The organism is Microcoleus sp. Aus8_D2 (assembly GCF_036702665.1).
Lineage (GTDB): Bacteria > Cyanobacteriota > Cyanobacteriia > Cyanobacteriales > Microcoleaceae > Microcoleus.
On record NZ_JAUBUN010000009.1, the window covers coordinates 44,220 to 70,844 of the forward strand.

Annotated in this window: 26 protein-coding genes and 1 pseudogene; 10 read left to right on the forward strand and 17 right to left on the reverse strand. The window is 48.1% G+C overall.

What is annotated here, in order from left to right; all coding sequences use genetic code 11:
* Positions 1-81: 81 nt before the first annotated feature.
* From QUB64_RS09535 to QUB64_RS09570, 8 genes and pseudogenes are all read right to left on the reverse strand, one after another.
* The gene (locus QUB64_RS09535) at positions 82-1,542 is read right to left on the reverse strand and encodes an IctB family putative bicarbonate transporter (RefSeq protein ID WP_333268066.1); all 1,461 of its coding nucleotides are present in this window, start codon (positions 1,540-1,542) and stop codon (positions 82-84) included.
* Positions 1,543-1,762: 220 nt separating this feature from the next.
* Positions 1,763-2,656, reverse strand: a complete 894-nt coding sequence (locus tag QUB64_RS09540) for a sensor histidine kinase (protein WP_333268063.1) — start codon at positions 2,654-2,656, stop codon at positions 1,763-1,765.
* 630 nt (positions 2,657-3,286) lie between these two features.
* Positions 3,287-4,732, reverse strand: coding sequence for a 1-acyl-sn-glycerol-3-phosphate acyltransferase (locus QUB64_RS09545; protein ID WP_333268062.1), 1,446 nt, complete (start codon positions 4,730-4,732; stop codon positions 3,287-3,289).
* A gap of 301 nt (positions 4,733-5,033) precedes the next feature.
* Positions 5,034-7,040 (reverse strand): ribonuclease catalytic domain-containing protein, encoded by a 2,007-nt coding sequence (locus QUB64_RS09550; RefSeq protein ID WP_333268059.1) that lies wholly within the window; start codon positions 7,038-7,040, stop codon positions 5,034-5,036.
* Between the two features lie 310 nt (positions 7,041-7,350).
* Positions 7,351-7,566, reverse strand: a complete 216-nt coding sequence (rpsR, locus tag QUB64_RS09555; RefSeq protein WP_006631377.1) for a 30S ribosomal protein S18 — start codon at positions 7,564-7,566, stop codon at positions 7,351-7,353.
* Between the two features lie 211 nt (positions 7,567-7,777).
* A complete protein-coding gene (rpmG, locus tag QUB64_RS09560; protein WP_333268057.1) occupies positions 7,778-7,966 on the reverse strand; it encodes a 50S ribosomal protein L33 in 189 nt (62 codons plus the stop codon).
* Between the two features lie 38 nt (positions 7,967-8,004).
* Positions 8,005-8,538 carry an RDD family protein gene (locus tag QUB64_RS09565; protein ID WP_333268055.1) on the reverse strand — a complete coding sequence of 178 codons (534 nt, stop codon included), beginning with the start codon at positions 8,536-8,538 and terminating at the stop codon, positions 8,005-8,007.
* Between the two features lie 106 nt (positions 8,539-8,644).
* Positions 8,645-8,887: pseudogene (locus QUB64_RS09570) on the reverse strand (DUF7219 family protein).
* Between the two features lie 389 nt (positions 8,888-9,276).
* Here QUB64_RS09570 and QUB64_RS09575 point away from each other — a divergent pair.
* Complete coding sequence (locus QUB64_RS09575; RefSeq protein WP_333268053.1) at positions 9,277-10,155, forward strand: SGNH/GDSL hydrolase family protein; 879 nt, start codon at positions 9,277-9,279, stop codon at positions 10,153-10,155.
* Positions 10,156-10,220: 65 nt separating this feature from the next.
* Here QUB64_RS09575 and QUB64_RS09580 read toward each other — a convergent pair whose 3' ends face one another.
* From QUB64_RS09580 to QUB64_RS09590, 3 genes are all read right to left on the reverse strand, one after another.
* Positions 10,221-11,123, reverse strand: a complete 903-nt coding sequence (locus tag QUB64_RS09580) for a DUF4436 family protein (RefSeq protein WP_333268051.1) — start codon at positions 11,121-11,123, stop codon at positions 10,221-10,223.
* 124 nt (positions 11,124-11,247) lie between these two features.
* Positions 11,248-12,759 (reverse strand): carotenoid oxygenase family protein, encoded by a 1,512-nt coding sequence (locus QUB64_RS09585; protein ID WP_333268049.1) that lies wholly within the window; start codon positions 12,757-12,759, stop codon positions 11,248-11,250.
* A gap of 64 nt (positions 12,760-12,823) precedes the next feature.
* On the reverse strand, positions 12,824-14,281 hold the full coding sequence (locus tag QUB64_RS09590; RefSeq protein ID WP_333268047.1) for a folate/biopterin family MFS transporter: 1,458 nt from the start codon (positions 14,279-14,281) through the stop codon (positions 12,824-12,826).
* 229 nt (positions 14,282-14,510) lie between these two features.
* Here QUB64_RS09590 and QUB64_RS09595 point away from each other — a divergent pair, with 229 nt between their 5' ends.
* The 5 genes from QUB64_RS09595 (at position 14,511) to QUB64_RS09615 (ending at position 18,116) form a co-directional block, all read left to right on the forward strand.
* On the forward strand, positions 14,511-14,990 hold the full coding sequence (locus QUB64_RS09595; protein WP_333268045.1) for a hypothetical protein: 480 nt from the start codon (positions 14,511-14,513) through the stop codon (positions 14,988-14,990).
* A 72-nt stretch (positions 14,991-15,062) separates the two neighbouring features.
* Entirely contained in the window at positions 15,063-15,518 is a 456-nt protein-coding gene (locus QUB64_RS09600) for a cupin domain-containing protein (protein ID WP_333268043.1), read from the forward strand.
* 136 nt (positions 15,519-15,654) lie between these two features.
* On the forward strand, positions 15,655-16,305 hold the full coding sequence (locus tag QUB64_RS09605; protein ID WP_333268041.1) for a class I SAM-dependent methyltransferase: 651 nt from the start codon (positions 15,655-15,657) through the stop codon (positions 16,303-16,305).
* Between the two features lie 123 nt (positions 16,306-16,428).
* Positions 16,429-17,283: a helix-turn-helix transcriptional regulator gene (locus tag QUB64_RS09610; protein ID WP_333268039.1), complete on the forward strand. Its 855-nt coding sequence runs from the start codon at positions 16,429-16,431 to the stop codon at positions 17,281-17,283.
* A gap of 233 nt (positions 17,284-17,516) precedes the next feature.
* Positions 17,517-18,116: a hypothetical protein gene (locus QUB64_RS09615; RefSeq protein WP_333268037.1), complete on the forward strand. Its 600-nt coding sequence runs from the start codon at positions 17,517-17,519 to the stop codon at positions 18,114-18,116.
* A gap of 143 nt (positions 18,117-18,259) precedes the next feature.
* On the opposite strand, the gene QUB64_RS09620 is transcribed toward QUB64_RS09615, so the two are convergent.
* Positions 18,260-19,180 (reverse strand): AraC family transcriptional regulator, encoded by a 921-nt coding sequence (locus QUB64_RS09620; protein WP_333268035.1) that lies wholly within the window; start codon positions 19,178-19,180, stop codon positions 18,260-18,262.
* A 79-nt stretch (positions 19,181-19,259) separates the two neighbouring features.
* Positions 19,260-19,460, reverse strand: coding sequence for a hypothetical protein (locus QUB64_RS09625; protein WP_333268032.1), 201 nt, complete (start codon positions 19,458-19,460; stop codon positions 19,260-19,262).
* Positions 19,461-19,533: 73 nt separating this feature from the next.
* Between QUB64_RS09625 and QUB64_RS09630 the strand changes: the two genes are divergently transcribed.
* The 4 genes from QUB64_RS09630 to QUB64_RS09645 all read left to right on the forward strand — a co-directional run bounded on the left by QUB64_RS09630 (position 19,534) and on the right by QUB64_RS09645 (position 22,650).
* Positions 19,534-20,499, forward strand: a complete 966-nt coding sequence (locus tag QUB64_RS09630; protein ID WP_333268030.1) for a quinone oxidoreductase family protein — start codon at positions 19,534-19,536, stop codon at positions 20,497-20,499.
* Between the two features lie 92 nt (positions 20,500-20,591).
* The gene (locus QUB64_RS09635; RefSeq protein ID WP_333268028.1) at positions 20,592-21,344 is read left to right on the forward strand and encodes an SDR family oxidoreductase; all 753 of its coding nucleotides are present in this window, start codon (positions 20,592-20,594) and stop codon (positions 21,342-21,344) included.
* Between the two features lie 138 nt (positions 21,345-21,482).
* Complete coding sequence (locus QUB64_RS09640; RefSeq protein ID WP_333268026.1) at positions 21,483-22,370, forward strand: aldo/keto reductase family oxidoreductase; 888 nt, start codon at positions 21,483-21,485, stop codon at positions 22,368-22,370.
* A gap of 91 nt (positions 22,371-22,461) precedes the next feature.
* Positions 22,462-22,650 carry a hypothetical protein gene (locus tag QUB64_RS09645; RefSeq protein WP_333268024.1) on the forward strand — a complete coding sequence of 63 codons (189 nt, stop codon included), beginning with the start codon at positions 22,462-22,464 and terminating at the stop codon, positions 22,648-22,650.
* 55 nt (positions 22,651-22,705) lie between these two features.
* Here QUB64_RS09645 and QUB64_RS09650 read toward each other — a convergent pair whose 3' ends face one another.
* The 4 genes from QUB64_RS09650 to kdpC form a co-directional block, all read right to left on the reverse strand.
* Positions 22,706-22,987 carry a DDE-type integrase/transposase/recombinase gene (locus QUB64_RS09650; protein ID WP_333268022.1) on the reverse strand — a complete coding sequence of 94 codons (282 nt, stop codon included), beginning with the start codon at positions 22,985-22,987 and terminating at the stop codon, positions 22,706-22,708.
* Positions 22,988-23,099: 112 nt separating this feature from the next.
* The gene (locus tag QUB64_RS09655; RefSeq protein ID WP_333268019.1) at positions 23,100-24,368 is read right to left on the reverse strand and encodes a cation:proton antiporter; all 1,269 of its coding nucleotides are present in this window, start codon (positions 24,366-24,368) and stop codon (positions 23,100-23,102) included.
* 254 nt (positions 24,369-24,622) lie between these two features.
* Positions 24,623-25,771 carry a universal stress protein gene (locus QUB64_RS09660; RefSeq protein ID WP_333268017.1) on the reverse strand — a complete coding sequence of 383 codons (1,149 nt, stop codon included), beginning with the start codon at positions 25,769-25,771 and terminating at the stop codon, positions 24,623-24,625.
* 139 nt (positions 25,772-25,910) lie between these two features.
* Positions 25,911-26,540, reverse strand: a complete 630-nt coding sequence (gene kdpC, locus QUB64_RS09665) for a K(+)-transporting ATPase subunit C (protein WP_333268015.1) — start codon at positions 26,538-26,540, stop codon at positions 25,911-25,913.
* Positions 26,541-26,625 lie beyond the last annotated feature (85 nt).

The window sequence follows — 26,625 nt, forward strand, 5'->3', positions numbered from 1 at the left end:
CCACCATGTACCGCCATTTATAGCATCTCTCTTGCTGGCATCCGCACGAGAGCGGGGAGAAAACCCCGCCAGGACTTCTATTTACTCGGCCTCCGTCAAAGCTGAATCTTGCTGCTGCTGGGAGTTGCGGTAAAAACTAGCAATAATCGCCACCATCAACCACCAAAGCATATTAACTTCTGGTCGGTACCAAACGGTATCGACAAAACCGTGGGCCATCATTCCGGCTAAAGTTGCGATCGCCCCCATCAACCAAAACCCCTGATTCGATTTGAGATTTGGGATTTGGGATTTGAGATTTGGGGATTCTTCCTCTAAATGAGAGCTGTTAAATTGTGCGTCGCGCAATTTTTTGATCTGCAACAAACCTTGATTGACGGTAACAGTCATCAGCCACAGGAAACACATTAAACCGATAAAACCAGTTTCAACCGCTATTTCCAACAGCACGGAATAAGCACTCAAAGCAGTGAATTTCGGTTTCATATAAAGCGGATAAACTTTATTGAAAGCAGTGTTTCCCGGGCCAATGCCGATAATTGGCCGATCGCGAATCATGTCAATCACCGCCGTCCAAACATTAATCCGAAAATTGTTGCTGCTGTCGCCGCGGCCGACAAACATACTCGAAACTCGATCGCGCAAGGCTGGCACCAAAAGCACTCCCAAAATTAACGCCCCAGCCAAACCTCCTAACCCTAACGGCAGCGCCAAAGTCCGCCAGAACCGAGGCATCAAAGGGCTGTACCAGTACCAAAGCAGCACCAAAAATACCACAAGCAGAGCCACAAAACCGATCCAAGCACCCCGGCTGTCGGTGTAGCGCAAACACGCGCAATTCACCACCAACATCGTCAGCGCTAAAAGTTTGGTACCCCATCCTTTCCACACAAAAAGTGCGGCGGCGCTTAATGCAATTGCCGGCAGCAAATAGGAACCGAGCAAGTTGGGATTGCCCAAAAAACTGTAAACTCGCGTGAGATTGGCTTGACTAGAAGTTGGATCGTTCCAAGTAGCTAATGGCGGCACTTTGTCAATCCACTGCCGCACGCCGTAGAAACTGACAACTAGAGCGACGTTCAAATATACGGCGATTAACCACGATCGCCAACGGGAATCTCGCAATATCCGCGCCATCAGTGCGAAAAAGAGCAAATACAGGGTTAGTTTGCTCCAACCCGTAAAAGCGGCGGCTTTCACCGGCGACATTGCTGTGGCGACGGTAGCAATGCCCCAGTACAAAAGTACCAGTAAGTGAATGGGTGTGAGGGCGATCGCGCGATCGTCCGAAACAGTCAGCAGCACCCAAAATGCAGCGCCAGCAGCCATCAACACCCCCACCAGGGCGTTGTTTACAAACGGGCCCATACCGAACGTCAAGGCGAGCAAACCAAAACCCAGGGGTTCCGCCCACTGCATCAGCCAGCTACCCTGCCGCCAACTGCGCGCATTGCCGATCGCCAAATTCAATAAATAACTGCCACTTTGCCACTGAGAGAGCGGCAAATTTGCCATAGTTAACTGTTGCCAAACTGAGTTCATTTCTCTTTTAGATTTGTACTTAAATAATGGGAATGGGGAATGGGGAATGGGGCATGGGGAATGGGGCATCGGGCATCGGGTATCGGGCATTGGTCATCTTGCCCGCTCGCGAAGTCGAAGGGTGGGAATTGGTAATTGGTAATTGGTAATTGCTTCCAATGACAACTGCCAACTGACAACTGCCAACTGACAACTACCAACTGTCAACTGTCAACTCTTTTTACCTTTCCAGCAACTCCGTAGCATTGGTACAGGGGAGCCAGAGTACGTAGCGATATCCAGATTCCGGAGTGCCTTGAATCGAGAGTTTGCCGCCTTGAATTTCCACCAACTGGCAGCAAAGCAGCAGCCCCAAGCGTTCCCTGGCGCCGTAACCAGCTAACACCGGTGCGGTATCCGCTGCATTCTCAACTACCAAAGCCGCCAACTCAGAAAACGCCAGCGTTAATCGCTGCGAAGCCTGTGTCTGTGACGGGAGTTCCGGTTCGAGTTCGGGGGAGTCGGTTTCGGGGTTCGATCGCGCACCGCTATCGGCTCCGACCATCAACAAGTAGTCGGAGTAGAGTTTAGCATGGGGCAAACTTTCTCCCAACCAAGGATGAAAAACCCAAACTCCGATATTGATACCCTCTTCTTTCCGAGAAACGTGGACTCTAATCACGCTGCCTGCACCAGCGGATTGAATAATGCTAAAAATTAAGTGGTGCAGCATTTGCTGAACTTTATCCTTATCGGCCAACCAGATGCGCGGCCCGGGCCCCATCGACAAGTTAATTTCTTGCTCTCGTCTAGAGGCTGCCGGCGACAGGGTTGTCACCACTTGGTGACACAAAGTTTCTATATCAACTGCGGTTCGCTTCAAGGTGAAAGCGGTATCGTCTAGTTCTGCCAGTTCCAAAATTTCTTCAACTAGCGATCGCAAAGATCGGCTGCTGTCTTGAATTACGTCAATATATTCTTTTTGCTTGCTCGTTAAGGGGCCGTAAATTTCTTGGTTCAACACGCTTGCCATGCCGAGGACAGAAGTGAGCGGGGTGAGCAATTCCTGCGCTAAATGATTCAGCAGTTTTACTTTAATTGAGTTAGTAGATAAATCGATATGTTTGCTATTCATCGGTTATTTTTGTTTGTTCATTATCGAGGGTTTATTGTTAAATCTAGTCCGGTTAAAACATTCATTCTGATTAAGTTGAGCGTGAGAAATTTATTATTCAAAAATATAAAATGCCTCTAGCCAACAACTTGATTGTCAGTGATTAACTGGCACTGGATATTAGTTGTCGTTTATTATACATCTTCCCCAAGTTTATAACAAGTTGTTTCATTAGACCTCTTGCAAAAATAGTGAGAAATGGGCTATAATGCCCGTTCCACAACAATATTTTTTTCTGTGGAACGGGCATTATAGCCCGTTCCAAAATTAGATCGAAAAGACTTTTGCAAGAGGTCTATTCATGACGAATCCCAAACCGATCGGGAACAGAAAGGCAAGATATAGCAGTTGACAGTTGACAGTTGACAGCTAGCCCGCCCGCGAAGTCGAGGGGTTGACAGTTGACAGTTGACAGTTACATAGTACGAGAATCAAACCGTTTATGCTAAAGGGTTATAGGATCTATTCATTCTATTATTTATGTCCTAACCTATGTGGCGGTTGCTATATCATCCTTATTTTTGCTTCTCTCTTCCTGCTTCTCTTTTCCTACTTCTCTTTTCTCTATTCCTAATTGCAGATTCGGAGTAATTAAGATTTAATCATTCCTTCTAAAGCGGATTGCAAGTCTTGGGTGAGTTCGGCAACTGCTAACCTGCGACTGGTTTGATATGCTTCCCAGCGATCGCCCACTGAGATTGGTTCGCCCACGGTCATTTGTACCTGCTGTTTGCCCAAAGAAGGCCTGCCGAAAGGATTTCCGCCTTTGATGCGAGTCAGTACGTCCCACAGCAGCAATGTGGTTTCTGCCAAACGTTCGGCTGTCAGCTTTTCTTGGACGTACCTGCCGGTGACGGAGACGAAACTTTCAACAAGTCTCATATGCCACATCCGCAGATTTGCTTCTTCAGCGAGGCGATCGGCTAATCCTCTTTCTAAGGCACAAAGTGCTGCAATATCTTTGATATCTTCTCGATAAATATAGTCCCAGCCTGCTTGTTCCAGACGGCGGCAGCGGTCGATCAAACTGCCTTTGGGCTTCAAGTTAAAATATTCTTCTGCTACTTGCAAAGCCACGTCTAACAGTGCTGTCAGTCGAGCAATCATCGCTTCATTGTCCGAATCGTTTGCCGTTGTTTCGGGCAGCGATAGTGATGTCAAAGAAGATGTTTTTAACTGTAAATTTCGATGGTAAAAACGGGCATAAAACTGTTCCATTACTGTTAGCAAATGGCTGCCAACTCGAATCAGGCGCAGATATTGGAATTTGTGATGCTGGTCTGCGGGAGCGAGATTTTCTGCCTCTAATTTAGCAATCTCGGTGGGTTCTAAGGCTGGAAGTCCGCAATCTATTTCTAATTGAGTTAAAAGTTTTTCTAATGGTTCCCAAGGCGGATTGACATAGCGGTATTGAATGCCGATCGGCACAATTAACACTTTTTCCTCAGTGCGTCCGGCTTTTAGCAAGTCTTCCACGCACCAGAAGCCCATTTGAGCGATTCCGGGTTCTAGGGGGCTGACTATTTCATTGTGACCGTTGGTGGCACCTTCTGGGGCGGCGGCGATCGGGAATTGGCTGTTGGCGAATAAATCGCGGGCCGATCGCAATCCAGCGCGATCGATTTTACCGCGGACGATCGGAGTACCGCCGAGGCTCGAATACAGCCAGCCGACGCCAGAACCGGCCCACAGGGGAATTCCGCGATCGTAGATAAAGTGGGAATGTACGGGGGATTGCAGCGAAATGCCCTTGGCGCGCGCCGCCTGGGGAACGAGTTTCCAAACCAGTTGTCCCAAGCAGTAGGGATCTTCTGAGTTGGGATGGCGGAAGGCTAGCAAGAAGCGAACTTTCTGATTTTGAAATTGGTGGAATAATTCGGCGAGGGTTTCGACGTTTTCGGCTTGAATGTGGCTGATATTCGTCTTAAATCGCAGCCACCAAGGGAGTATTTGCTGACAACCCCGGACGATTAAGGGGTTGTAGGCTGGGGGTATGAATTCCAGCGGTGGCTGAACTTGGTTAATTGAATTCGGCATTTGGCGATTTTAAATTTTAGATTTTAGTTCAGATCGTGTCCGATCGATAGCAATCAGATTCGTTCGTAGTGCGGACTTTAGTCCGCAGCCTGAAAGCGGACTGAAGTCCGCACTACAAACCGTTCGTAGTGCGGACTTTAGTCCGCAGCCTGAAAGCGGACTGAAGTCCGCACTACAAACAGAAACAAAACCCACTTCAATGAGATTGCTAACTTAAGCTTATTGGTTTATAGCCACAAGTGCATAACTCCTCTCACTAAGATTTTGGCAATCCAAAATCTAAAATCTAAAATCTAAAATCCTATTGTGCGGCTTCAAGAATGACTTCTTGGAAGTTAATCACGTCCGATCGCGGATCGCAGTGAGTGACTTTGACTTCTAGCCGATCGCCAATTTCGACCGATCGACCAAATCGCATCGCCAACTCCAAACCCAACTCTTCCAACAAAATCAATGCCAGATTGCTATCTTCCCTCAACCAGCGCAGCATCAAAGCTTCCCAAACCTCATCGGGATTGCGCCGCAAATATTCCAATCCCCAATAGCGGTTAGTTTGGCGTTCCACAGTAGAGGCTTCTCTAACTGCGGTACCGAGACACATCACGATGTCCTGTATTTCTTGGGCCGAAAAAGGCAGGGGTTCGTCCCGCAGGTGGGCTTTAATTTGGAAGTGAGTCAGCAAGTCGGTATAGCGGCGGATGGGAGAAGTAACTTGGGTGTAGGATTCCAAACCCAAGCCTGAATGGCGTCCGGGGGTCAGACCCATTTCGCTGCGCGGCATACAGCGGCGCACGGCGCAAGCGCGGGCTGGGCCAGCGGGCACGGCCAGGAGTTCTTCCTCTGGGGGGAGTTCCGGCTGCGGCTGATAGCGGTACGGTATGGGCAGGCTGTGAGTTTGACCGTAGCGGGCAGCTACTTCGCCGGCTAAAATCATCATTTCTGCTACTAGCAATCTGGCTGTAGAGTCGTCGATGACGTGGATTTTGATGTCGTCGCCGTGGACTTTGATGACGGATTCCGGCATAAAAATGCTGATGGCGCCTTGGGCTTCCCGCCATTTTTGGCGAAGTTTTGCCAAAGCGGCGATCGCGCCTATTTCCGGTTCTGCTTCAATTCCCAACTCCAGCATTTCATCTACGTCATCGTAGGTTAAGCGGTAAGTAGGTTTAATCTTGCTGATGTGGATGCTGTAATCTTGGGCCGCACCGGTTTCATCTAAGGTGACGCTAAAGCTGAGAGCGCTGCACTCTTTACCTTGAATTAAACTCATTGGCCCAGTCGCCAAAGCTGGCGGAAACATCGGGATCATACCCGTGGGTAAATAAACCGTAGTGGTGCGTTTTCTGGCTTCGAGGTCGAGTTCGTCTCCGGGGGAAAGCAAGCGGGTAGGATCTGCTATGTGTATCCACAGGCGCTGCTGGCCGTTTTCGAGGAATTCTAAGCTGAGTCCGTCGTCGATTTCGGTGGTGCTTTCGTCGTCGATCGTGTAAACCTTGAGATGAGTTAAATCGAGACGATTTGTGTCTGAGTCGGTTGGGGGATTTTCCAGGCAGCTTTGGGCCACTTCTAATACCTTTGCGGAGAATTGTAGGGGAATTTGGCTGCGCCGCAAAAACAGGTTTTCGTGGTGGCTCCACAGGCCTAGATCGACTAGGAGTCCAAAGGCTGCTTCCGGGTTTTCGGAACGTTGTAAGCTGGCTAAAGTTTCTAAAGCCGGCGTGCGGTGAGTTGCTTCTTCTCCGAGGGTAGCAAAACGTTCTAGGGCGTCGAGGCGAGTTCGATCGCTAGGAAGCCAATCTACATTTTCCCCAGCCAGCCGCTGTTTGACTCGATCCCAAAATCCTTGGGATTCTTGGTGTCGTTGCTGTTCTACTTCTTGCTGGTGTTTGATTTCTGCTACTTGGGCGGCCGATCGCGGTTCGTAGCGATCGCCCTTTTGTTTGAAATACAGTTTGTCTGTTGATAGCAAACAATAAGCTGCATAACATTGCGCCGGAGTGCGATCGGAAAATAGCAGCACGGCGAGGGATTCTGGATCTGTGTTTTCTCCGTCACCCACTAGAAGTTCCCAAGCTACTTCTAGACTCGAGGGATCTGAATAAGCTTCTACTTCTTTGAGAAATTTGGAAATGTCGGAGTGTTTGTAAGTTTCTCCGACTGCTTCGTAGCTGATTTGTTTGGGCGGTATGCTGTGCGGTTGACCGTTTTCGTCTACCACCACCCAGTTTTTTTTGCCATCGGGGCGATCGGCAACGGCCAGACGGCGGTCGCCGTGCACTCTAAATTCTACTAACGTTCCCTTCTCCACTTGCCAGCTTTATGTTTGAGATTTTGGATTTTTACAGTGGCCACTTTATCGAGTTTCTTTGCTTCCGATTTTAGATTTTGGATGTTTACATTTTTTAAATCAATTGTCAAAACTAACATCTAAAAAGTTGTGCTTTTTGTGCTTTAATTTTTAACTTTTGAGATTTTGATTAAGACTTACGCACCAGCGACTCAATACGAAATATTGCCAGCTATTAGCTACCATCGCTTGCGACAAAAAGACGTTGTTTTCGCGTAAGTCCTATTTTTGTCCAAAATCTAAAATCTAAAATCTAAAATCCAAAATCCAATTAGCCTTCTTGGTTTACGAAGGGCATCAAAGCTACAATTCTTGCTCTTTTGATGCTGCGGGTCAAGTCGCGCTGTTGTTTTGCCGTCAAACCGGTAATCCGGCGGGGCAAGATTTTACCGCGTTCTGTGACGTATTTTTTGAGCAAATCGACATCTTTATAGTCGATCGGGTCTCCGGGTTTGATTGGCGAAACGCGCCGGCGAAAGTAAGTCATGGTTCTTTGGTAATTGGTAATTGGTAATCGGCAATTGGTAATTGGTAATCGGCAATTGGTAATTGGTAATTGGTAATGGGTAATTGGTAGTTATTGAAAGACTTTTGGATGACTGCGATAGTAGAAACTATTGGTCATTAATCCTTAAATACTTCCCATTTCCCATTCCCCATTCCCTATTCCCCATTCCCCATTCCCCATTCCCTATTCCCTACTTGATCTCTTTGTGAGCAGCGTGCTTGTTGCAATGGGGGCAGAACTTTTTGAGTTCTAGCCGCGCCGTCGTGTTGCGACGGTTCTTGGTCGTGGTGTACCGAGACACGCCTTTGGAGCGTTTGCTCGCGTTTGTTCGGCACTCAGTACACTCTAGAGTAATTATGATGCGGACGCCTTTAGCCATAATTCTAAATAAATTTCGACTAATTTAAACACAATTTATTATCGTCTCACATTTGTCTGCACTTGGTCAAGCAATCTCCTAACTTTGATGTCGAGGGAGTAGCCGCGCTTGGTTCCGATGACGATCGTCTTCCCCAGTCGATCGTGAAAAGCTTGGGGAAACCTTTCTGCGTCGGTGAAAGCAAAGCTACAGTCGATCGCCAGGGGCAGCATCAGCAGCAAGACACCCGCGTTGCCAGAGGTGAGCCCAGCTACACCTGCGAAGGCTAGGGCGGCGCAAAAGCCCAGCAATGCCTCGCGCTTGCAGAGTTCTTGCACTCCGGGAGTCCGTTGGAATCTGGGATCGAAAATTTTCATGTCCAAAGCCCAGCGCCCGAGACTTTGACCTTGGTTTTTCCTGGTGATCGCTACGCGCATTATCAACCACAGCAGGACAAAAAGGATGATTTGGGCGATCGGATTTGTGCCGAGAATCAAACTGGGTATCCAAACGGCGATCGCGTCGATGCAGAAGGCACCGGCGCGGCGTTCGAGTGATACTTTGGGCAGGAGGGGAACTAGGTCGGAACTCATGGGTCAAAAGGGCGATCGCCATTAGCTACTTTTTTATCTTAAACTGTCGAGCCGGTCGATCGGTTTAAATCAGCCTAAATCAAAGTCAAAGCCAAGCCCTAATTATTCAAGCAGAAAATGGATTTTCGCCTATTCCCAACTGCGTTTTAGACTTTTCCACCTGTTCCCAGAGTGTTTGGATTTGAGTAAAGGCCTGTTCCACAGGCATTTTGCCGTTAGATGTCAAAGCACTGATCTAACCCACTCGCTGGGAAAACTCTTGTAAATTCGCATTAAATACCAAATTCTCTGGCTTTACTTCACCGTAGTAACGATTTTTAGGATATAAAAAATCTGAAGTTGCTACCATTACTTTAACCTTCCCTGAAAACTTGTTTCTTGAACATCTATGAACATATCTATACTATAAACTGTGCTTGCCTTCTATAGTTGTGCTGCAAGTAGCAAAAATTATGTGACATTTGGGGAAGTTTTTTGTGACTCTAATTACAAATAGAGATGACGATGGCAAAAGCATAAGTAATTTCACCTAGAAAACTTGGACAGGTGAAATCTGTCGATTTGGGATTTGGGATTGTGGATTGTAGATTGTGGATTGTAGATTGTGGATTGTGGATTTGCGTAGAAACTGGTGTTTGTCCGTAAGTCCTGACTCAAGTCAATAAGTGACAAAAAATCCAAAAATCGATATGATTATTGCCGACCTCAATAGTTAGGCTTTTAGTAAAAAACTGCGTAATGTCTCCAAATGTGCGTGAAGCAAAGCTATCCCGTAGGGAATCGCCCCGTCCCAAATCCCCGAAACAGCAAGTGTTAATCAGACTTGTCCTCGCCCTAATTGCTGCTGTTATCGCCTTCAACATTCCTCACTCCTTAATTCCCGTGTTTAAAGAACCCGTATCCCAAGCATCGCCGCCGCCAGAAATCCAAAACGTACTCGCAGGGAAGCGCAGAATTGTGACGGTGGGCGACAGCATCACCGAAGCCGCGAAATACCCCGGAGGTTACGTTTGGCTGCTGCAACGCTATCTGAATGCGCTATATCCCGATCGCAAAATCGAGATCGTCAACGCGGGCATCTCCGGTAACAAGGCGAGTGATATGCAGGCGCGCTTTCAGAAAGATGCGATCGACAAAAAGCCAGATTTAATCACGATCAACGCCGGAGTAAACGACGTTTGGCACGCTTTCTTCGACTTCCAAAACCTTCAGTTTCATCCGCAAGGCAACTTAGCCGCCGGAGTACCGCTGGCAGAATATATAGACAAAATAACTCAAATGGTGCTGGCAGCCAAAGCCGCAGGAATTCGAGTCGTGCTGCTTTCCCCAACTCCCATCCGCGAGATTCTCGACGGCCCCGAAAATCGCAGGTTGCAAGAATATGTTGCCGCAATGCGAGAAATTGCGAAGCAAAATCAGTGTTTATTTATCGATTTAAATGCGCCGTTTCGGGAAGTAATCGGCACCTATCAAAAACACGCGGGCAAAACTCTGAATTTGTTAGCCGCCGATGGAGTTCACCCGAATCCGTCGGGATATCGAATCATTGCTTTTACTATCTTGCGCGGCTTGGGCGTACCCGCTAAGGATATTGAGAATTTACAGGTAAAAAATTGACAGTTTGTAGTGCGGACTTCAGTCCGCTTTCATGCAGCGGACTGAAGTCCGCACTACAAACTATGTTACTCATCAATGGGCGGATGATAGCGCTTCAACCAACAGCTACCGATAATCACCAACGCGACTACAACGATAATTTCCGTCCAAAAAAACGATAGGAAATCGCTAGCCGTTCCTACAGGCGGAACTCCCGGCTGAGCGTTGCGAATAGCGGGAAAAGCAAACAGCATTACAGCAGTCCAACTCAGCATTCCAACTTCCGGCAACTTCCCGGATTTCATCACCTTTAATGCTAGCAACAGCGCCATAATTGACAGCACCCACATAATCACAATAATCACCAAGGCAAAAAATTTCACCGGCAGCGATCGAGTTGCAGAAACATCGATATAAATAAAGATAGATGAATTCTCTTCCAGTGGCTTATAACTGATGTCGAAGCCGGGAACATCGGCATTAAACTTAAATGCCAGCGGTACAGGATTGAGTTCAAAGGGAGCAAACTTTTTGCCCATCGAAGCCAGCGGATCGATGGAAATAGCTACTTTAGCAATGTGCGTGTCAAATGGATAATTGTTGATTTTGCCCTTGACTAAGTTAAACTTTAATGCCGGGACAATCATCGGCTTGCCTTCTTTAAAGGTAATTTCCGAATCTTCTACATTGGCGCCGTTAACTGTCATTAACAAATCTTGAGCGGGGTAAGTTGGCCCTTTTTTGTAAATACCTTTGAGTTCAAACTGCAAGCGGGTCTCTAATTCGTTTTTAACGGGATCTACCCCAATTCCCGTCATTTTGACCTCAACCAAGCCTTTCGGGGCTACAGCAGTATCGGGAGAGGCGCTGTAGGGTTCTTGGGCATTAGCATTGTGAGAGTAAATAGATAAGATAATTGCCAAAGTTACGGTGAGGCTGCAAATTAAAATAAGTATTTTTTTGAGATTTAATTTGTTGACAGTTGGCATTAATTATGGATATTTTATGTCTTGACTTGTTGTTAGAATTCCCCGCAATACAAAAGGTTCGTAGTGAGGACTTTAGTCCTTTGACGGATGCGGACTAAAGTCCTCACTACGAACCAATTTGATTTTAGTTCTCCGGAAGCAGTACGTTGGGGGTAAAACTGCCGTGCAAACCGTAGGGTATGTGCTGTTTTAAATGCAGGCGCGCTACGGGGCCTTTGGTGATGTCGCGGGCATCTAGAATCGCTAAGGTCGATCGATGATTAGCCGCATCATACATCAAAACGAGCAACCAACCGTCATCCTCAGCCCTTGCAGCTTCAGGCGAGACGCCCGAGCCACGGGGAACAAACACCGGTTCTCCCGCAAAGCCGCGCGGCGCTACACTCCAAAGTTGCCTATCACCCGTCTGGAAATCTATTTTAAGAATAGCTTGCAAAGGAGCATTCCCAGTGGGAGAGTCAGCCGCGCCGATGTAAAGATATCGGTAAGGTTGTCCGACATTATTCGGATGCAGAGTCGGAAATTCGCAGCACCGAGTTTCAACAACTTGATGCTGCACGGTTTTGTCTTGCAGATTTAACTTAAACCGCCACAATTCGCCCGCTGGAATGGTGTCAAAATCAATTTCCAGAAAATCGCCGTCATGTTCTACTGTTGGAAATGATTCGTAGCAAACTGAGTCTACAAAAACTTCGCCTGCTTCTTCCCAAGCGTTGCAGTGGTGGAAAACAAAACAAGGTTCTGTTTCTAATATTTTCACCGCGTCAGTGCCGTTGCGGGGAATTAAAATTGCTTGGGTGGGCTTGTTGGGTGAAAATTGAATGCACTGGGCTGCACTCCTAAATCCTAATAAGAAAAGTATCGGATTGAAGCTGACGGGATTTTGGAAGAATATGCAGTAATTCTCGGTAATTACCATGTCGTGCAAAAAGGCAAACCCCGGGATGGCGTGGGCGTGTTTTTGTAAAAGTTTGCCGCTTTCGTCGAGTTCGTAAATGGTAATTGTACTCGACAAACCTGGCTTGACGGAAAAGTTGATTAATCTGTCTCCGGCTCCATTTTTGCCTTTTTCAATTCTGGGGTGGGCGGCGAAGGCTTCACCGGGTTCTAAGATGCCGTCTAGGGTGTCTAATCCGAGGGTTTCTAGGGTGCGGGGGTCGAGTCTGTAGGGCTGTGCTGCTTCCCAGAGTGCTAGCAGTTTGTCGCCCCAATAAATGATGTTGGTGTTGGCGATGTTTTTGATTTTGACATCGAAGATGTTGGCGAGCCAGCCTCCGGGTTTCTGTGTGCCGAATACGCCTCGGTGCAGGATTTTTCCTGATTTTTGTTCGGCGAGGTAGCCTTCGGTACGCACGAATCGGTTGCGGAAGTGGGCGCGTTTGTCTGAAATTGCGATCGCACAAATCATCCCGTCGCCGTCAAAGGGGTGGTGGATGCGTGAACCGTTTACATCCAACAATCCGGGCCCGTTGCGAAAGAATGTGCCTTGTAAGCCTGCGGGGATTTCGCCTTCGATGTCGTCGATCCAGTAGTCGGCTTCGTTGGGCTGGGATTCGTAGCCGCGCTGCCAGTCTTTGCGAGTGTATGATGGTTTTTGGGCTGCTGTTTGAGGCTGGGAAATTTGTAAGTTTGGCATTTGTAAATTAATGGAATCGTTTTTTAACCGCAGATGAACGCAGATACACGCAGATTAATTGGGATTAGCTGAGTTTTTCTATGCTGCGGTTTTCGGGGATTGATGTCGGTACTAAGTCGGGAAAGTATTCGGGCATAAAATGCTGTCCGCCCGGTTTGGTACAGCCCATTTCTGGTTCTAATACTGGGAGAGATTGTTGATAGTCTGGATCGCCACTTTCTGTGCTGGCGGCGGGCAGCCAATTTAAGAAGGGCAGGGGTAGCAGTGTGGATAGGTTGGCGATGACTACTAGCAGCCAGAGGTTGTCGAAATTGCGATCGGTAATTCCCAGCAAGTGAGTCAAAAGTGCACCGCCTTCGTAGGACAAAAGTCCGGCTAAGTTGGTGATTGACATCAGCAGGGCAAAAAGTGTTGCTTCGACTCCTTTGGGACACAATCGTGCGGAGAGTACCAGCACGGGCATATAAGCAATTTGTCCGATTACTGTTAGGATCAGGCTGTCTCCAATGCTGAACCACTGGTCGTCAATTCCTAAGGCTCGGTTCGCATGAGTTACTAATAATAATGTAGTCATGCCCAAGGCACTGGCAATGACTGTTGACCAACCGAAAATTACTCGAAATGGAATTGCTTTGAGGTAGCGCTGAAATAGCCAGATCCCTACGAGGGCGGCTATGCTGGTAACTAGGCGCACTCGACCGAGAAATTCTGGCTGAAAGCCTAATTCGTTGGTGGTGAAAAAGAAGAAGGCGGAGTCTGAGCTTGGGGTGGCTTGCCACAGGAATAGAAAGGCGGTGGGCAGCCAAATTGTTTTTTGCGTAACAGCTTGACGCAGTTGTTTTAGTTGGTCTTTGACTGTGGCAAAGTCGGTTCTTTTGTTGATTTTTTCTTCGGTAATTAACCAGGCTGTTGCTGATACTATGAGCGGGAAAGATGCGGTGATTAAAAAGATGGTGTGGGTGCTGAAGTGTTGCAGCAGGGAACCGCTGAGGTAGGCGGTGATTAGTCCGCCGATCGCAGATGCACCCCAAGATAATGATTGCAGGGAACCGGCATCGCTCACTGTTTCTTTTCTCGCTCTTTCTACCACTAGGGAGTCGGCGATTACGTCGCTGACTGCGAGGGATAGGGAACTAAGGGCGATCGCCCCTGTAGCGGCTAACGGCGTGTGTACAATTGTTGCGAGGCTCACCCATGCTGAAGTTCCCAACAGCCCGGAGAGGACGATGTAAGGCCGTCTGCGGTAGCCGAATATGGGCAAACCGTCGGACATGAAGCCGAAAACGGGCTTGATAATCCAAGGTAGGGCGACGACGCCCAGCATTGCTGAGACTTCGGCGGGACTCATGCCGAGTTCGTCTTTGAGGAAGAAGCTGACGGCTAAGCGAGCTAGTCCGAGAATGCCTTGGACGAAATAAATCAGTAAGATAGCTATGAGTTCCGGGGTTGGCTCATTCCCGAAGAATACTTTTTCTTTTAAAGATTCTTTGAGTTTGCTGGCGCCAGAGGGGGAAAGGAGCATTTGAGCAATATTTCTTAATGAATCTCAATATTTATAACACATTCTTAATGAGTTGACAGTTGACAGTTGACAGTTGACGGTTGTGACGGTTGTCAGTTGACGGTTGTGACGGTTGTCAGTTGACAGAAGGCAGAGGGAACAAACGGTTTCAGCAATTAGGAATTTCGCGATCGCCACGAGAGGTTGCTACGATTGTAATTAATCTGGATTAAATGACTTTTTTGTATCAATGAAAGCAGAAATTAGAATTGTTTCTCTGGCAGTTGTTTGGATTTTGGGATTGGGGGCTAATTTAGCCTTAGCAATACCTGTTGCTAATTCGCAAGGTGATTACCCGGTGCCGCCTGCGAGACAGCGGGGGAACAGGCAGGTGAATTGGGTGGTTGTTGATTCGGATTCTCAAGGGTTAAATTGTCGGATGGCTCAGCGATTTCGATCGGTTTCTGTGGATGCTCTTGATGCGCCGGATGAGTTGTTTGAAAAGAATAAGCACAATGTTTCTCAGTGGCCTGTGGTGACTGCTTTTCGCCGGGGAAAACGATTGCAAGCGGTGACTGGAAATAATGCGAATCAAATTATGATTGCTGATTCTCAGGGTAAACCTTGGTTGCCGATTTCCACAGATAAGGGTAATTGTTTTGTGCGGGCTAACAGCCGTTTTATTAAGCCGATTCGGGAAAATCCTACTACTTTGAAACCTTTGGAATAACTAACCGCGAAGACGCAAAGGACACGAAGGAAGAAAAGAGAGAGAGTTCACAACTACTGAAAGGAGTGTGAGATGATTGTCAATCCTGAAAATGTGCCGGAGAGTACAGGCTCGAATTATCCCCAGCAATTTAAATCTGCGGTGGCGGGAAGGGTTAAAAAACGTTTGGGTAATGCTGCGGGTTTGCAGAATTTTGGGGTGAATTTGGTGCGGCTGGCGCCGGGAAGTTGTTCTGCTCTCAGGCATTGGCACAGCCGTCAAGATGAGTTAATCTACGTTCTCGAAGGTGAAGTTACTTTGATTTCTAATGCGGGTGAGGAAGTGCTAAAACCGGGTATGGCGGCGGGTTTTCGGGCGGGTGATGCTGACGGGCATCATTTGGTTAATCGCTCGAATGCTGATGTTGTTTATCTGGAAATTGGCGATCGCACTCCTGGTGATTCCGCGAATTATCCCGATGATGACTTAATCGCGAAAGCTGACGGCAATAGCTGGATTTTTACGCATAAAAACGGCGATATTTACTAAATATCAAGGGTTATTAGCCCCGTTCAAGTGCGGGCGGATTGTTTTTATCGATCGGTTTAAATCCCCGTCTGAACAACCTCGCCCTCCGAAGTTAACTGTCAACTGTCAACTGTCAACTGTCAACTGTCAACTATTTATGAGTCAAGTCAATCTTTGGAGTTCGGCGGAACACGCTTTGTGGTATCTGGCTAAGGCTGATGGGATTCCTCACCGCACTGAGGGTGAAGCGGTTTTGCTGGAGGAGGTGCCACCAACTGTGCGCCGGATTCTGGATGTGGGTACGGGCGATGGGCGGTTGTTGGGTTTGCTTAAGTGCGATCGCCCTCTTGTTGAATCGGTGGCGATCGACTTTTCACCGACAATGCTAGAAAAAGTTAGAACTCGCTTTGCTGATGACAATACTGTCACGGTAATCGAGCACAATTTTGACCAACCTCTGCCGGATTTGGGCAAGTTTGATGCGATCGTTTCGAGTTTTGCTATCCATCACGTGGAGGACGAGCGCAAATTTGCCCTCTACACCGAGATTTTCGAGCTTTTGGAATCCGGAGGCATTTTTTGCAATTTGGAGCACGTAGCGTCGCCAACACAGGCTTTACATGAGAAGTTTCGAGTGGCGCTGGGTATTAGCGATTCACCCGACGATCCCTCTAATAAATTGCTGGATGTGGAGACACAACTGGGCTGGTTTAGAGAAATTGGTTTTGGTGAGGTAGATTGTTATTGGAAGTGGCGGGAACTCGCTTTATTAGTTGGGGTGAAACCCATCGCATCGCCATCACATTAGTTCAATCGTTCGGGCTTTAGTCCTCTAAATCTGCGGACTAAAGTCCTCACTACAAACCGCCTAAATCTGCGGACTAAAGTCCTCACTACAAACCGTTTTTGTCGATCGCAGTTGAGATTTGCCGTGTCTGATAATGAACCTGCACCGCATTTGCACCTCCTTTCTAGCTTTGAAGCGGGATGGGATGGTTTGAATCTCATTTATGAGCTAGAACCTGCTGACGAAATGCCGGCAATGGATTTAGAACATCACTTGCTCATCATCGCTGAAAATGATTTTCGGGCGAGTTTTATGTTTAATGGAAGTTGGCAAGAGGTAGATTATGCTAGGGGCGATATTGCAATTTTTTCTGCTACTGAAACTTTTCCGAGAACATTTGTCGATCGCGAAGTTCTATTAATAGATCTGTTTCTCGCGCCTGCAATGCTTGCTCGCGCTGCTTTTGACTCTGTGAATTCAGATAAAATTGAGTTGGTGCCGCAGTTGCACCTGTGCGATCCGTTAATTCAGCATATGGGGCTGGCTTTGAAGCAAGAATTAGCAGCCGGAGGTGCAGACAGTCGCCTGTATGCAGAGTCCATGGGGACAGCGCTTGCTGTGCATTTGCTGAGGCGCTACTGTTCTTTTACTCCTGAGATTAAAAACTACACGGGCGGGTTGTGCAAGTATCAGCTACGGCAAGTATTCAATTATATTGAGCAAAATTTAGATGCTAATTTGAGTTTGGAAACTCTGAGCAGTGCTGTGCAGATTAGCCCGCATTATTTTGCTACTTTGTTCAAGCAATCTACAGGTGTTACACCGCATCAATATGTGATGAAATGCCGCATTGAGAAAGCGAAGCAGTTGCTCGGGCGACGGGAGTTGACTCTGGTGGAAGTCTGTCTCGCAGTCGGCTTTCAAAGTCAGAGTCATTTTACTAGAGTTTTTCGCCAACAGGTCAAAATTACGCCAAAGGCTTATAGAGATTCGCTTTGAAGGTTGGGAAGATTAGGACATTTTTGCGAAGATCGGGCAAGACGGCGGCTGCGGGCGATCGCTAAATTTAGTATGTACTGATCTCGCCTCCTGTCGATTACTTGCAGTCAAAAGGTTCGTAGTAAGGACTTTAGTCCTTGAATTGGTGCGGACTAAAGTCCTCACTACGAACCTATTTGTTTGTGGTGTTCCCTGGGACAGGATATGAGAATTTATTGTAAGGATTTACCAGGATGAAAAAAAGTAAATTTGCTGTTGCAGGATGGAGCATTGTTGGTTTTTCGGCGCTGATAATTGGTGTTATGCTTGCTGCAATCTGGCTAATTTATGGTGTTGATGAACCAGCGATGCGGTTGGCGATTCGAGCAACTGCTCGTACTTCGTGTGTCTTGTTTCTCTGTGCTTTTGTTGCTTCGGCACTTCGCAGGCTTTGGCCAAATACTTTTACGCAGTGGCTGTTAAAAAATCGCCGTTATTTCGGGCTGTCGATGGCTGTGTCGCATACTTATCACGCGATCGCCTGGAGTGGCTTGTGGTTTGCAACTTCTGGCGCGTCGCCTGGGTTTGACCCTCTGGGCATCTTGGGCTATGTCTTCCTGTTTGCGATGGCTGTAACATCTTTTGAGCGATCGGCAGCATGGATCGGTCAACGGGCATGGAAAATATTGCACAATGCTGGAATGCACTATTTTTGGCTGGCTTTTACGTTTGAATTCGCTACCAAGATTTTCAAATCGGCGATCGTATATTTACCTTGGACTGTGTTGCTAGTTGCGGCAATGATGCTGCGCTTAATTTCTTCGAGAATGCAGACTGAGAAAATAAGTTGTTAAAAGTGCGATCTCGTGAGATTTCTCTGTTAGTTGAGAGATGAGCGAAACTAATGGAGAAACTGAAGGTTGTCGATCGCATTTGTGAATTTGATTTCTAATCGACAGAACCCAACGCTCCTCGCTTGATAGGGCATCGATCGGGTTTACGCGACCCGTAAACGTTCAATATCTTTGATAGGTGGCGCACCGAACAGGCGTGAATATTCCCGGCTGAACTGTGAGGGACTTTCGTACCCAACCTGATAGGCAGCAGAGGTTGCATCGCAATCTTCCGTCAGCATCAGGCGACGTGCTTCTAACAGTCTTAACTGCTTTTGATATTGAATTGGACTCATTGAGGTCACTTGCTTGAAGTGCTGATGAAACGATGAAGTAGACATCCTCACCTGCTTGGCTAAATCCTCGACTCGCATCGGCTGAGTAAACTCAGCCTTGATCCGTTTGATGGCTTCAGCAACGCGCTGCATACTGCTGCCTGATGTCGCAATTTGGCGCACGGCTTCGCTTTGTTTCCCGCTCAGCAAACGGTAGTAGAGTTCCCGAACGATCATCGGTGCCAGCATGGGAATATCTTGAGGCGTATCTAAAAGCTGAGTGAGTCGAAGGGCACAGTCGAGCAAGGTGGTATCAGCGTTGCCTACAAATAAGCCGCGAACGGAGTTCTCTTTCTTCCCCGAACTGAAATTCATTTGAGCCGCGACCTCACAGAGTTGCAGGGGGTCTAAAGTTATCTTTAATCCTAAAAACGGCCGATCGGGTGTCGCCTCAACAATACACGCACCGACGGGGAGTTCAACGGAGATAACTAGACATTGCCCCGCCTCAAACGGATAGGTTTCCTCACCCAAGACCATGTTCTTCTTACCCTGAACGAGAATGGCAAGCCCTGGTTCACTACCGTGGTAGATGACAGCAGATGTTGCATCTGCTCGCGAAAAGCTCAAAGGTGCGATCGCAGTTGGATAGATCAAGCTGCCGCCAGACTCGGTGTGCCTCGCCACTAATGCTGCCAGTGCTTGGCACCGATCGGCAACGACATCAGAATTAGGAATTTTGGCAGTCATGGTAAAGCCTCAACTTACACAATGCTTTACCCGATTATAAAAGTCCTTGAGTCATCTCTGCTGGAGAATGAGGCAAGCATCAAAGAGCTTTAGGCATTGGAAACACGGAATCGAATTCATAAGATGAAAGCATCTCAAGCGAAACCTTGAAGAGGCTAGGAAACGATACCGCATCTTTATAGCAGATTGCAGGTTTATGAGGTACACGGGGCAATCCCATGCCCCATGCCCACCCTTCGACTTCGCGAGCGGGCAAGATGCCCCATGCCCCATGCCCCACGCCAGACTGTACCTCATATTGCTAAAAACTGCTGTATTTCTTTAGCCTGAATCAATTACAGGAGAACCTATTCATGCAAACTACTCCTCAACACATGAACGCAATGGCGGTTGACGAGTTCGGTCATTCTGACAAGCTGACGTTGCACACCTTGCCCGTGCCGACGGTAGACGCAGGCGAAGTTCTGATTCGTATCGAGATCGCTGGGGTTGGCATCTGGGATGAGATGGAGCGTGAAGGCAATCTGATATACAACGAAGTTCACTTTCCGCGCGTGCTGGGCGGCGAATGTGCAGGCACGATCGTTGCGATTGGCGACGGGGTTGAGCAGTTTGCCGTTGGCGATCGCGTTTATGCACAAACCTTCATGAACGACAAGGGCGGTAGCTATGCCCAATACGTCGCCGTCTCCGAGAAAACGATCGCGCCGATACCCGATGGTCTCGATAGTTTGATGGCGGGCGGGTTGCCCATTGCTGGCATCACGGCACTCAGCAATTTGCAAGCGCTGGGAACGGGCAACGAAACTACATTAATGCTGTGGGGCGCGAGTGGTGGTGTCGGTCACGTCGCGCTGCAACTGGCTAAGCGGATGGGGGCGCGGGTGTTCGCGATCGCATCGGGTGCAGACGGTGTAGCGCTAGCTACGCAATTAGGTGCGGATGAAGTGGTGGACGGGCACAGCGACGACATTGCCGAACGCGCCCGTGCCTTTGCGCCCAATGGCTTCGATGGTGCGCTGGTGCTGGTGGGCGGTGACACCGTTCAATCCACGCTGAGTCTAGTGCGTCAGGGCGGGATTATCTCGTTTCCGAATGGTGTGCTGCCCGAACCTAAAGCACCCGACGGCGTGGAACTTAAGAAAGCAAACGGATTCGCTGACCGGATGTTGTTAGACCAACTCAATCGATCGATCGACATGGGTGAGTTTCAAGTTCACATCGCGCAGACGTTTCCGCTCGAAGAGGCGGCAAAAGCGCAAGATGCGATGAAGCAGCACTACCTGGGCAAAATCGTGCTGCGCGTAAGTGGCGAATAAGCACCGATCGAATTTCTAGCTTTTGCAACACCGTGACGATCGACAAACTCTAACATCCTTCATTTCGACATTATTTTGTAGCAACAATACCAATGAATCTGACCGACTACACCATTCTCATCACTGGCGGCACAAGCGGCATCGGTCGTGCACTTGCCGAAGCATTCTATCAACGCGGAAATCAGGTCATCATCGCGGGTCGCCGCCAGCATCTCCTCGACGAAATCACCGCCGCCCACTCTGGAATGCACGGGATTCAACTTGACGTTCAAAACTCGGCGGACATCGAAGCCTTTGCGTCCCACATTCGAGAGCAGTTCCCTAAACTCAATGTTCTGATCGACAATGCCGGAATCGCTAAGATGGAAGACCTCGCCTCAGACTCGATCGATTTCTCTGTAGTGCAGTCTATGATTCAGACTAATGTTGTTGCCGTACTTCACCTCACTGCGTTACTCCTCCCAACACTCAAACAGCAGCCGCATTCAACGATCGTCACGACTACTTCCGGGTTAGCTTTTGTTCCCATCAGTCCATATCCAACCTACTGTGCGAGCAAGGCTTTTCTGCACTCCTGGTTGCAGTCGCTCCGCGTTCAGCTCCGGGAAACCTCTGTGGAGGTTCTCGAACTCGCCCCACCCTATGTACAGACGGAGCTTGGTGGGGCGAGTCAGGCGACCGATCCTGCCGCAATGCCACTTGCTGACTTTATTGCTGAAGTGATGCAGATTCTCAGCACTCCAAACCCGCCATACGGCGAAATCCTTGTTGATCGTGTCAAAGCGGAACGGTTTGCGGAAAGGAACGGTGACTATGAACAAGTATTTGTGAGTCGCAACAAATGATCAACGATAACGGGAGTCTATTCTTCAGCAGGAGATGTCTGCGATCGCAGACAACAATCTCAATCACAAACTCTCCGAATTGCTTTCATTAATCACTGAAAAACTCTTGGACAAACAAGTAATATGTCTGAGCAAACTATGTCTAAGCAAACGAATCTTGGCGGCACTTTTACACTTTTGAACACTTCACTGACCTTGAATCGCATGGGATACGGCGCGATGCAGCTTGCGGGTAAAGGGGTTTTTGGTCCGCCGCGAGATATGGATGCAGCTATTGCTGTTTTGCGCGAAGCGATCGCACTGGGCATGAATCACATCGATACGAGCGACTACTACGGACCTCACATCACCAATCAGATTATTCGACAAGCGCTGCATCCCTATCCCGAAGATTTGGTGACGATCACCAAGGTTGGAGCGCGTCGTCCTGAAGATGGCTCATGGGTTCCCGCAATGTCGCGGCAGGAACTGACCGCAGCGATTCACGACAACCTGCGGAACCTCGGACTCGATGCGATCGATGTCGTCAATCTGCGTTTGATGGGTGACGGTCACGGAACTTCGGAGGGTTCTCTCGCCGAGCCGCTCACGACCTTAGCCGAGCTTAAGAAGCAGGGACTAATTCGTCACCTTGGTTTGAGCAATGTCACGGCGACCCAGGTAGCAGAGGCGCAAGCGATCGCGGAGATTGTCTGTGTGCAGAACCAGTACAACCTTGCACACCGGGAAGATGACGCTTTGATCGACGATCTTGCACAGCAGGGCATCGCTTATGTACCGTTCTTTCCGTTGGGTGGGTTCACGCCGCTACAATCCTCGGTACTTGAAAAGACTGCTAAATCCTTGGACGCAACGCCGATGCAGGTCGCGCTGGCGTGGTTGCTTCAGCGCTCCCCCAATATCTTGCTGATTCCGGGCACGTCATCGGTTGAGCATTTACGTCAGAATATCAAAGCTGCAACGCTGCAACTTCCGCAGCAAGCAGTGGCCGATCTGAATGCGATCGCGGCAAAAGCGCTAGTGTAGCAGACCGCTTGAGTTTGTAAAGAGCTTTGGCATAAAGCTCTTTACAAACTCTGACCTCCTTCATTTCGACATCTTTGCAGGAATAACACCAATGAATCTCACGGACAACACTATCCTCATCACTCGTGGCACAAGCGACATCAGTCGTGCGCTTGCCGAGGCGTTCTATCAACGCGGTAATCAAGTCATCATCGCGGGTCGCTGTCAACATCTCCTCGACGAAATCAGCACCGCTCACTCCGGTATGCACGGGATTCTGGTTCTGTCGGAAGGTTTTTGAAGCGACAAACGAACTGTGCCAATCGTATTGTTTTAACCCACATTCCAAACAGTTCTTAGATGAACTTCACTTCAGACACACTGTCCCGTTTGTTGATTCCTTTCACTTGTCCTTTCGGGATCGTACTCATCGCTTCAATCCCACTCAACGTTCTTCTCGCACTGGTGAATGATTGGAAGCCTATCATCGGTTTTACAATCCGCTTGACGTTCCAGTGTTCCTGCTCAATGATGTTGTTCAAGTATTGAATCTGCCGCAGTTCCCAATACCACCGGACATTGAGCAAGATGAGCTCTGGCAAAAAGTGACACCACTTGAACAAGGATTGAGCAGCCATTTAATTTTAGGTAGAAGAAAATTGAGTCTCCCCACCTTACCATTTTTGCGACAGAACCCAGAAAGCTACGCTGTGCGCTTTGGGGGCGCTCGAAAATAGATATTTGTATGGATTAAATTAAATCCGGTACTTTTGGTTTGATTCGGCGCTCGTACCAGTTCATTAATGGGGTGGCGCTAATGCCGTGGACAATCACAGAAATGACGATGGTTGTAAAGGTAATCCAGGCAATTTTTTCGCCGAGTTCGCCTTTTAAGCCGTGACCGAAAGCATAGGCAAGATAATAAATAGAACCGACGCCGCGAATGCCGAACCAACCGCACAGCAAGCGGCTGGCGGGATGTAAACGACTGCCGATCGTACTGATCCAAGCTCCCACAGGCCGGATAAAAAAGATTAACAATCCAGCTATTAAGAGGGCGTAGCTGCTATGTGCCACCAGAGCTTCTAGGCGCAATATGGAACCCAATATTAAAATTGTTCCTACTTCCATTAACTTTTCTATCCGCTCGGTAAAGTGCAGTTGCGAAAGCGGTTTTTCGGGGTTGCGGTAACTGCGCTGCACCACAATTCCTGCTACAAAAACTGCGAGGAATCCGTAGCCGTTGACTACTTCTGTGAGGGAATAGGTGAGCAAAATTGTGCTGAGAGCGATGAAATCTTCCATTAGTTCGTCAGCAGGCCTGTAACGCTGGAGTCTTAAATCTATCCAGGTGACTGCTTTAGCTACTAAAATGCCCATGACGATACCTGCGGTGCCGGCCCAAAGCAAATCAATTGCGGCCCACTGCGAAAACCAATTCGGCCAGTTGCTATCTTTTAGCGCATAAATGCCAAAATAAACAAAGGGAAAAGCTAAAGCATCGTTTAATCCCCCTTCCGATGTTAAGCCAAAGCGCAACTCATCGCGATCTTCTATATCAGCTATCTGAACTTCTGAGGCTAAAACTGGATCTGTGGGCGCCAGAATTGCTCCTAGTAAAATGGCAGGGCCCCAATCTAATTTTACAAACCAATGAGCGATCGCAGCAACAGCAAAAATCGAAATCGGCATTAAAAAACCCAGCAGCCGCGCGGTGGAATTCCACGCCCAAAGTTGCAGCGGGCGATTCATTTTTAAGCCGCAACTGAAGAGGGAAACAAGAACTACAAATTCTGTGAGTCTTTCTAAAACTTGAGCTTGGGGGCGCAATTCAATCAGCTTGACGCCGTAGGGCCCCAATGCGATACCGACAATTAGATAAATTAAGGCATAAGATACTGGTAATCGCGCAATCCATCCCGAGCCCAAGGTGACTGTGAGCAGGAGGATGCCAATTACTAGCAAGTTGAGAATGTAATGATCTACCATAGCGATCGCACTTTTAATCAGGCGTGACAAGTGCGATCGTGACAGACTCTACCTTCTGGCGCATCGGCCGTCAGCTAGAGTCTGCTATCCTCCGAAAGTTGCAGTTGTTATGCGATGTCTCTTAATTGGGCGCAATCAAATTTTGTCGCGTGGTGGGGGCGGGTTGATATAGATTGTGAGTGGGAATTAGAGATTGTGGGTGAACCCGCCCCTACAAGTATTATGGTTAATTGACCGGATATCATCTGACTGATGACTGATGACCGATGACTGATGACTGATGACTAATTACAATTCCCATTTTTTTCGGTAGCGATGATGTGCAAATCTACGTTTTTGAGCGATCGCACTAACTTTTGAGTCAAGGAACCTCGCAGCAGCAAATTCCAGCGGGATTGCTGGCTTTCGCCGATCACAATTTGAGTAATCCGATACTGTTTCGCTACATCTGCGATCGCTTGAGCTATTTTAGTGCCGTTTACCCGCAAAAATTGCCCGTTAAATTCTTTACAAAGTTTTTCACAAGTTTCGACGTGCAAGCTTTCTGCTTTTGTTAGAAATCTGTCTGGATCGCTGACAAATACAGCATAAAAAGGAGCATTCATGTAGTTAGCGAGCCTCGCGCCGCGCCGCAGCAGTTGCAAGGAATTCGGATAAGTCGAAACGCAAACCAAAACTCGTTCGTGAATGTTGCAATATTGACCTTTTAAACCTGCTGCGTCCTCTTCAACGTTGTCTGCAACTTCTCGCAGGGCGAGTTCCCGCAATGCAATTAAATGACGGCGCTGAAAAAAGTTTTCTAAGGATTGTTCAATTTTTTCGGGAGCATAAATCTTGCCTTCTAGCAACCTTTCTTCAAGAGTTTCCGGCGTGACATCAACTACTACTATTTCGTCAGCTTTTTCCAGAATGCGATCGGGCACTCGCTCTCGCACTACAACTCCGGTAATGCGTGCTACTAAATCGTTGAGACTTTCTATGTGCTGAATGTTCAGCGTGGAAAAAACATCGATTCCCGCATTAAGAATTTCTTCGACATCTTGATATCGCTTTTCTCGCAGAGAACCTGGAATATTGGTGTGAGCAAGTTCGTCTACTAATGCTAGTTGGGGGCGTCGTGCTATTACCGCCTCGGTATCCATTTCGGTAAGTGCTTTTTCGCCGCGAATCATTTGTTTTCGCGGCACTATTTCCAGTCCTTCGGCTTTAGCTGCCGTTTGTTTCCGCCCGTGGGTTTCTAATAGTCCGATGGCGACATCAATGCCTTCAGATTTGAGTCTGTGGCCTTCTTCCAGCATTCGGAAAGTTTTGCCGACACCGGGGGCCATGCCGATAAATATTTTGTGCTTTCCCCGGCGCGTGCGATCGTAAGTGCGGTTAGGTTGGGCGTAAATCGCGTCTGGATTGTTGGTGAGTTCGCTAGAGTGAATCATAGCAGTTGGCAGTTGACAGTTGACAGTTGACAGTTGACAGTTGACAGTTGACGGTTGGCAGTTGACAGTTGACAGTTAACCGACTAATGACTGATGACTAATGACTGATGACTAATGACTGATGACTAATGACTCTAAACTATGGTAAACCGTCGAGAGCTAGGTTTAGTTTGAGGACGTTAACTCCCGGTTCGCCGAAAAGGCCGATAAATCTGCCGTCTGTATTTTTGGCTACCAACATTTCTACTTGATTGAGATTGAGCGATCGCACTTTTGCTACTCTCTCGATTTGCGCCCTAGCTGATTCTACGCTAATGTGCGGGTCGAGGCTAGAACCAGAAGTGTACACTAAATCCGCAGTCGGTTTGATGCCAGCTTGGCTGAGGCGGGCTAATTCCACTTGTACGCCTTGAAAACCATCTTTTTCATTGCCACGTTTCAGCAAATCTGAGTTGCTGGGAGCGAGGTTGCTAGCTCCCGAAACCCCTGTTCTCTGACTTAAATTATCTGCCTTTGTCGGGTCGTAATCGGTAGCTGCAAAGCTGCTGTAATTTGTGGTGCTGGGACGGCTCCAAAAATATTTTTCTGAAGCGAAGGGTTGACCGATTAACGAGGAACCGACTACAACTCCTTGCTTGGTAATTAAGCTGCCGTTTGCCTGGGAGTTGAAAGCTAGTTGACCGATCGCTAGCAGGATTAAGGGATAGATAATTGCGGTGATTCCCCACAAAACTAAAGTCACGCGGATGGCTCTGATTAATTCTCTCATAAATTACCTCAATGAAGGAGGAAGGAAGAAGGAAGAAGGAAGAAGGAAGAAGAAAGAAGGAAGAAGGAAGAAGGAAGAAGGAAGA